The organism is Streptomyces musisoli (assembly GCF_016741855.1).
GTDB classification, from domain to species: domain Bacteria; phylum Actinomycetota; class Actinomycetes; order Streptomycetales; family Streptomycetaceae; genus Streptomyces; species Streptomyces musisoli.
Map to the genome: position 1 here is coordinate 1 of NZ_JAERRH010000055.1, position 7,532 is coordinate 7,532.

Annotated in this window: 5 protein-coding genes and 1 pseudogene; 2 read left to right on the forward strand and 4 right to left on the reverse strand. The window is 72.5% G+C overall.

Annotation, left to right across the window (positions count from 1 at the left end; genetic code table 11):
• Positions 1 to 197: 197 nt before the first annotated feature.
• Positions 198 to 1,190, reverse strand: coding sequence for a hypothetical protein (locus JK361_RS40190; protein ID WP_201828128.1), 993 nt, complete (start codon positions 1,188 to 1,190; stop codon positions 198 to 200).
• A gap of 109 nt (positions 1,191 to 1,299) precedes the next feature.
• Positions 1,300 to 2,184, reverse strand: a complete 885-nt coding sequence (locus JK361_RS40195; RefSeq protein ID WP_201828130.1) for a helix-turn-helix domain-containing protein — start codon at positions 2,182 to 2,184, stop codon at positions 1,300 to 1,302.
• A 174-nt stretch (positions 2,185 to 2,358) separates the two neighbouring features.
• Between JK361_RS40195 and JK361_RS40200 the strand changes: the two are divergent.
• Both JK361_RS40200 and JK361_RS40205 read left to right on the forward strand, forming a co-directional pair.
• Positions 2,359 to 2,478 (forward strand): annotated as a pseudogene (locus JK361_RS40200) (Fe-Mn family superoxide dismutase); the annotation flags it as partial.
• Positions 2,479 to 2,681: 203 nt separating this feature from the next.
• Positions 2,682 to 3,470 carry a sulfite exporter TauE/SafE family protein gene (locus JK361_RS40205; RefSeq protein ID WP_201828132.1) on the forward strand — a complete coding sequence of 263 codons (789 nt, stop codon included), beginning with the start codon at positions 2,682 to 2,684 and terminating at the stop codon, positions 3,468 to 3,470.
• Positions 3,471 to 3,736: 266 nt separating this feature from the next.
• Here JK361_RS40205 and JK361_RS40210 read toward each other — a convergent pair whose 3' ends face one another.
• Together JK361_RS40210 and JK361_RS40215 are read right to left on the reverse strand one after the other, a co-directional pair.
• Positions 3,737 to 5,926, reverse strand: a complete 2,190-nt coding sequence (locus JK361_RS40210) for an ATP-binding protein (protein ID WP_307787452.1) — start codon at positions 5,924 to 5,926, stop codon at positions 3,737 to 3,739.
• Between the two features lie 427 nt (positions 5,927 to 6,353).
• Positions 6,354 to 7,166 carry an intradiol ring-cleavage dioxygenase gene (locus JK361_RS40215; protein WP_201828136.1) on the reverse strand — a complete coding sequence of 271 codons (813 nt, stop codon included), beginning with the start codon at positions 7,164 to 7,166 and terminating at the stop codon, positions 6,354 to 6,356.
• Between the last annotated feature and the right edge of the window lie 366 nt (positions 7,167 to 7,532).

The following is a 7,532-nucleotide window of genomic DNA, read 5'->3' on the forward strand; positions in this document are numbered from 1 at the left end:
CCGCCCGTGCCGGATCAGCGGTGCCAGGCGTGGCGCTCTGCGGCGCGGAGGTCGTGGGTGAGGCTCCAGTCCTGGGCGATGCGCATGGTGGTGTGCCGTTGGGTGTCGTACGTGTCCCAGCCGGGGGCGCCGGTGCCGGCCGGGGAACCGGTGTGCTCCCCGGCCGGGGAGCACCGACGGGCGCTGCCGAGCGGGGCTCAGCTGCCCAGGTGGGCGAGGATGAGGTTGGGGTCTCTCGCGGTGAGGTAGGCGGCGCTGATGACGTGGACGGTGTTGCCGCGCAGCGCGATGGAGGTCGGGCCCTGGAGGCCGTCGGCGGCGGTCAGGACGATGGTGCGGGTGCCGTCGGGCCGGATCAGGGCGACCTGGTTGACGGTGTTGAGGGCGGCGATGATCTGGTCGCCGTCGCCGTCGCCGTCGCCGTCGCCGTCGCCGTCGCCGGTGAAGGCGAAGTCGTCGATCCCGGTCAGGCCGGTGGCGGTGACCCGGGCGGTGCCGGCGCGCCCGTCGGCCAGGAGCGGGATGCGGACGATGGTGCCCTTGTCGAGGTTGGTGGCCCACAGCGCCCCGTTGTGAATCTTCAGGCCGTTGGCGCCGAGGAACCCGGCGGGGGCCAGCGCCGGGTCGGTGGACCAGGCGCTGGCAGTGCCGCCGGAGGCGGCTACACGCCAGACGGTGCCCAGGATGGAGTCGGTGACGTACAGGGTGCGGGTACGGGCGTCCAGGGCCAGGCCGTTGGGCAGGCCGGTGGCGGGCAGTGCGGCGATGCGCTGCGGCCGGCCGCCCGGGCGCAGGCGCCATACGCCGGTCAGGTCCGCGGTGCCGGTGGCGTACAGGAAGTACAAGGTGCCGTCCTGGGCCCGGACGACGCCGGTGGTCAGCGGGAAGCCCAGCGCCGGGGTGCGGATGCCGCCGTCGGCGGGTTCGGGCAGGGTGGCCAGGACCCGTACGCCACCGTGCCGGGAGACCGCGGCGACCTGTCGGGCCTTGGCGAGGGTGACGTACGCGGTGCCGTCCGGGCCCAGGGCGATGTTCTCCGGGGTCTGGCCCTTGGCCAGGTCGAAGTGCACGGTGGTACGCGCGCACCTGAGCGGGTCGGAGGCGGCCGACGCCGGGGCCGGAGCGGCCATCGCGACCGCGGCAGCCAGGGCGGCGGCCGACACGGCGGCCTTGGAGAGCTTGGTGAACACGGGGCTCCTTGACTGCTTTCGGGCATGCGGCAGCGACACGCCAACGCATGAGGGATGCCCGGCCGGGACCAGCATGCGCGGGTGCCGACCGGAGGGAGGGGAACCGGGGTCAGCCGGTGCTGAGCCGGTTGTCCGAACGGGCAGGGGCGGCCCGGGCGGTGGCCTGGGCGAGGAGTTCCAGGGCGGCTCGCGAGGGCGAGCCCGCAGCGGTGGTGGCGACGACGATGCTGGGGCCCGGTCCCTGGTTCAGGGTCTGCTGAATCACGGTCAGTGAGCCGACCAGCGGGTGCCGCATCTCGTACTCGGCCACCGCGCAGGCCTTGACCCGGTGGTCGGCCCACATCGAGGCGAAGTCCTCGCTCTTCGTGCTCAGCTCACCCAGCAGCATGTGGAGTGCGGCGTCCAGCGGGTACTGGCCCGCCACCAGGCGCAGATTCCCCACCACCGCCCTGGCCTTGCCCGGCCAGTTCGCGTACAGGTCTCGGGTATGGGTGTCGAGGAACACCAGCCTGGCCATGTTGGGGCGCTGCGCCGGTACGTCCGGGGCACCGGGGTCGAGGTGTCCGGCGAACAGCGCGTGGCCCAGCCGGTTCCACGCCAGGACGTCACTGCGCCGGCCGATCACGATCGCGGGAACGTCCCCGAGCGTGTCCAGCAGTTGGGCGGTCGCCACCGTCACGCGCTCGAGCGCGGGGCGCCGCCCGCTGCGGGGCTTGGGCGGTCGGGCCAGGTCGTGCAGGTGACGGTGCTCGGACTCGTCCAGGCGCAGAGCCCGGGCGATCGCGTCCAGCACCTCGGGCGAGGCGCCCAGCGAGTGCCCCTGCTCCAGACGGGCGTAGTAGGAGGCGCTCACCCCCGCCAGCAGCGCCAGCTCCTCACGGCGAAGCCCCGGCACCCGTCGGCGCTCCCCGTAGGTAGGCACGCCGGCTACTTCGGGCCGCAGCTGGGAGCGCCGCGCCCGCAGGAAGTCTCCGAGCTGTGATGTCCCGTTCATGGCACCGAGTATGTGCCGACCCGCGACGCACAGCCTCTCCCCGCCGGGGATAGGCACCACCGGGACCGGCTCCCCGGCCCGCCGGCGACGAGCCGAGCCCCACCGCATCCCGCACTCGTACAGCAGGAACGCCTTGAGCAGCACGACCCGCGAACACGACCGCAGTCGAAACCCTGGGAACACGCCTGCTACCTGCAATACAAGAACGTCCGCCCCGACCACGTCACCAAGCTCTGGGACCTCGTCAACCGGGAAGACGTCGCCACCCGATTCACCGCGGCAGCGAACACCTGACCAGCAGCAGAACCATCACGGGCCGGGAAGCACTGTGGCTTCCCGGCCCGCTCCGCGTCGTCGCCCAACTCCCTGGATGACCTCCCGAGACCCGCCTCCCCCGGCAGGAAGAGCCCGAGCCGCCCGCCCCTCACCCCACCCCCGCTCACACAGGCCGCCTGAACCGGGGCCGATACTGAGGCATCACATCGAGCGGGGGGCTGATGGACTGGTCAACTGGGGTGCTCGGCTTCGCCGCAGGCATGCTGATAGCGATCATCACTGCACCAGTGGGGGTCTCAGGCGCGGTCTTCCTCCTCCCCGTCCAACTGAGCGCTCTGGGTGTTCCCAGTCCCGCCGTCACACCAACGAATCTGCTGTTCAACGTCGTGGCCGGCCCCGGCGCCCTCCTGCGCTACCGCCATGACGGCATGCTCTACGGCCCGCTGACCCGCCTTCTGATCGCCGGCACCCTGCCAGGAGTCGTCCTCGGCGCGGCCATCCGCGTTTTCGCCGTCCCGGGCCCTGCCGTCTTCCGGCTCCTGGTCGCCGTGCTGCTGCTACCACTCGGAATCTGGCTGTGCGCCCGCACAATTCACCCCCGAGCCGCAGGCGCGAACACGCCTGAACAACCCTCCCCGCGAACGGTCACCGCCCTGGCCCTGGCAGTCGGGACAGTCGGCGGCATCTACGGCATCGGGGGCGGCTCCATCCTGGGCCCCATTCTGGTCGGCCGCGGGATGCCCGTCGCCCAGGTCGCCCCGGCCGCCCTCGCCTCCACCTTCCTGACCTCGGTGATCGGCGCCAACGCATACGGGTTGCTGGCCCTCACGGGAGGTGACGACATCGCACCCCACTGGATACTCGGTCTGGCCTGCGGCCTGGGCGGACTGGTCGGAGGCAACCTCGGAGCCCGTCTTCAGCCCAACCTGCCCGAGCGGTTTCTCCGACTTCTACTCGGAGCCCTCGCCACGGGAGTCGGAGCCCTCTACACCGTCCAAACGCTTGCCTGAACGTCAGTGGTGGAACACCCCGGATCAGAAACACGCACCAAGAGGGCGCGGGGCCGGTTGCGGAATCCGTCTGGCGCCTGCCCCGGCGAGACAACCGGTACGGACTCACCGGTACAGGCTATGAGGCGGGCCGAGCGGGCGGCCCCATTCTGCAACTCGCGGTCGAACCGAGCTGCCGGTTCTTCCAAGGTCGGCTGGGGGACGACGCGGACGAGGGCTTCACGGTCGGCACGGAGTTCGGTGAGTTCCCGCTGGACCGCACGATGTCACGGAACCGAAGCCTCCGAATCTCTTCGACCGAACCACAGGGCGATCTGTGTGCGTGAGCGAAGACCCAGCTTGTCGCGCACCCTGTCCAGGTGTGTGGCGACCGTATGCGCCGAAAGCCCGAGTCTGCCCGCGATCTGCGGGTTGGTCAGCCCCTTCGCGACGAGTTCGACCACCATCAACTCCCTGGCGGTCAGCCGCCACCGCTCGTCGCCGGCCCCCAGGGTGTCCGGCCCCCGCCGCACCTGTTCACCGCTCCCTGTCCGCAGGGCGTAGGCGACGAGCCGGTCCCCGCGCAGCTTGCGAGCGCCGACGACCGCGGCCTCCCGCGCCGCCGTTGGCAGCAGGGTACGGGCACGGGCCGCCGCCTGCTCGATCCTGCGCCGCCAGGGTGCCTCGGGCTCGGTGTCCAGCCGGCGTCGCGCCTGCGCGCTCGCCTCGCACAGCCGCAGGGCGCGCTGCATGTCACCGCTCTCCGCGGCCACCAGCGCCAGGCCTTCGACGGGATACAGTGCGTGGAAGCTCCCTCCGGGGGCGATGTGCAGCACTTCGGCGAAGAGGGCCTCGGCGCTCTCCAACTGCCCCAGAGCCAGCCGTACGGCGCCCGCGGTGTGCAGCGCGGCCGCGGCCCGGGGCCAGGGCGCCTGCTCCCTGAGCATCGGAAGGCAATCCGCCATCAGCTCATCGGCCTCCCGCTGCCCGCCTGCCTGGAGCAGCGCCCAGGCCAGGTGCTGGGTGCACCACGCGACGTCTTCGGGCGAGCCGAGCGAGGCGACGACGTCCAGGCACGCGCGCAGATCCGTGACGGCCTCGGCGAATTCGCCGTGACACAGCCACGCCGCGGCCCTGGCGTCGAGTGCGTTGGCGAGCCCGGCGGGCACGTGACGCCGCCGTTCCAGGTTCACCGCCCGCTCGCCCAGGGACAGTGCTCGGTGCGGGTCGGCCTGCTGGGCGGCCACGCGTGCCGCGAGCGCGGCCACCTCCCCGCCCAGTGCCCGACCGCCGGGCTCCCGCAGCAGTCCGCTCAGCAGTGCGCCCGCGGCCGATGGCTGCTCTTGCTGGTAGTGCACCCGGGCCAGCTCCAGGGTCAGCCGTACCCGTGCGGCCTCGTCCTGGCCGGTGGCGTGGGCCGGCACCGAGGCGAGGGTTTCCCGTTCCGCCGTCAGCGGGCTGCTCGCCTGGTCGGCGAACACATGCCCACGATCTCGCTCGGCGAGCTCGTGGAGCCACGTGAGGGCGCTGCGCAGGGTGGGGCGCAGCTCGCCGGATGCGCGCAAACGTTCCATGGCGTAGGCGCGGATGACACCGAGCTGCCGGAAGCGGGTGGGCGCCGCGTCCCCCGGCAGCCGTACGATCAGGGACTTCGCCTCGAGCGCGCACAGGAGGGGAAAGACCTCTCGTGGCTCGATGCCGCCGCCGGCGCACACCGAGCGCGCCGCGGCCACATCGAACCCTCCGACGAGGACCGCGAGGCGCCGGAAGACGGCCTGTTCCGCCGGATCCAGCAGCCGGTGACTCCAGTCGACGGCGGTGGCGAGCCCGCTGTGCCGCCGGGGCCCGGTCCTGCTGCCACCGGCCAAGAGGTCCAGCTGGGACAACTGGTCGTCCAGGCCCGCGAGGATGTCGCCCGGCGCGAGGGTGCCGATGTGGCCGGCCGCGAGTTCCACGGCGAGAGTCAGGCCGTCCAGCCGTCGGCAGATCTCCGCGACCAGCGGGCCGTTGGTCCGGTCCAGCGCGAACCCGGGCGAGCGGTGCGCGGCGCGTTCCACGAACAGCCGCACCGCGTCCGCCCGCTGCAGGGCCGTCACGTCGTCCCCGGCGTCAGCCGGCGGCAGGGACAGCTCGCCGACCCGGAACACGGTCTCCCCGGGCACCCGCAGTGCCTCACGGCTCGTGGCCAAGATCCGCAGCCGGGGACAGCGGCCCAGCAGGGTCACGACAAGCCGGGCGCACGGCTCGGCGAGGTGCTCGCAGTTGTCCAGAAGCAGCAGCCGGGAGGCGTCACCGATGGCACGGACCAGGACGTCGACCCCGGTACGGCCCGCCCGTTCGCCCACGCCCAGCGCGGCGGCCACGGACTGCGTCAGAGTTGCGCCGTCCCGCAGCGCGTCGAGCTCCACCAGGTCGAGCCGGGCGTACCGGCTGGATGCCCCTCTGGCGAACTCCAGCGCCAGCCGCGTCTTGCCCACACCGCCCGCCCCTGTCAACGTGAGCAGCCGTGTGCTCCTGAGCAGCGCGCGCAGGCCCGACAGCTCCTGCCGCCGGCCGACGAAGGAGTCGAGCGCCCGCGGCAGGGCGCGGCCACGGGTTGCCGCGGTCGCCGCGGCGGGTGCTGCGGTGGGGGCGGGCGGCGCGGCACCCTGGGTCCGGAAGGTGTCCCGCGCTGCCGTCCGACACCGGAGCGCCCGTTGGCGGCAGGCGTTGGAACAGTACCGAGCCGGCCGGCCGCCCTGCGGCTTCGTGATCAGCGTCGTACCGCATAACTCGCACGTTCGACTCCGGCTCATCCCCGATTCCTGGCCGCACGTTCTCGTGCCGAAACCCTGCACGGCGAGTGGGCGGTGTATGCGGCGGCCGCAACCGTCCCAGGGCTCGGCCACCGCTTCCGGAGGACCGTCAGGGTGTGGCGGTGGGGTCGATCCCGAGTACGACGGTCCCGGTCACGCCCTTGTTCAGGTCGCTGCCCGTCTGGGTGAGGGTCAGCAGGGTGGCCGAACCGCCGTTGCGGTAGATGCCGTCCCTCGCGTTGAGCGTGCGCGTGGCCGTGTTGTTCCGGTAGGGGGACAGGGCGGCGACCCTGGTGTTGTACGTCTCCGGGAAGTAGAGCTGGCCGGTGTGGGAGACATGGCCTCCGTGATAAGTGCCGTTGGAGACGGTGCCCCCGGCGTGCGTCTTGACGTGGATGTGGAGGGCCCGGCCGACGTACCACCCCGGGTAGACGGTGGTGAATTCCGCGACCCCGGACGCGTCGGTCAGCTGCACACCGCGCAGGAAGGTCGTGTCGGGGGTGGATCCGCCGGCGACGTAGCCGGAATAGATCCCCAGCGCGTCACAGTGCCAGATGTCGACGGCCGTGTTGGGCAGCGGGGCGCACGTGGTGCTGTCTATGACCGTGACGCGCAGGGTCAGCGGAACGCCGGCCTTGCCCTCGGTGATGTCCTTGCGGACCCGTTCCAGGTCCAGGTAGTAGGGGCCCTCGGTCTGCTCGGGCGTGAGGACGCACGCCGCGGCGAGCGGGGGAGCGGGCCGGTCCGCGCTCCGGGGCGCCGCGGCCGCGGCCCGCGTGGCGGCGAGTCCCAGTGCGGTCACGCCGAGCGCGGCGCCGCCGAGGGTGGCGATGACGGATCTGCGGGTGGCGCCGGCCGGGCCCTCGGCCGGCTCGGGGGCGCGCTGCGGGTCCGTGGCGTTGTGGTGGGGGGTGTCGGTCATGCAGCGACCATGGCGCACATGCCGTTCCACCGGATCGCTCGAACGACCGACGAAAACGGACGCGTTACGAAACCCGTGCGGGTCCTTCCACCGGACTCGGAAGAGCCGTCGCGCGTAGCCGGCGCCTGTCACGGCGCGAGGGGCCCCAGCCACTCACGCCCGACCCGCTCACCGAGCCGGCGGCAGAACATCCCGTCGGCGGTTGGCGCCCTCGGCTGCCCGGTGCCGCTGTCCAGCCAAGCCAGTTGGGCCATGGCCGGCCGAGCAGCGTGTCGGTGACGGCCCCCACTTCGGGGCACGATCCATCCCCACCGCCCACTCCCAAAACCGGCCCCACGATCAACCGGCCGTGTAGGCCACGGTCTT

Coding starts and splice junctions, on each gene's coding strand:
- JK361_RS40195 (WP_201828130.1), bottom strand. CDS start 2,184: ATGAACGGGACATCACAGCTCGGAGACTTCCTGCGGGCGCGGCGCTCC.
- JK361_RS40205 (WP_201828132.1), top strand. CDS start 2,682: ATGGACTGGTCAACTGGGGTGCTCGGCTTCGCCGCAGGCATGCTGATA.
- JK361_RS40215 (WP_201828136.1), bottom strand. CDS start 7,166: ATGACCGACACCCCCCACCACAACGCCACGGACCCGCAGCGCGCCCCC.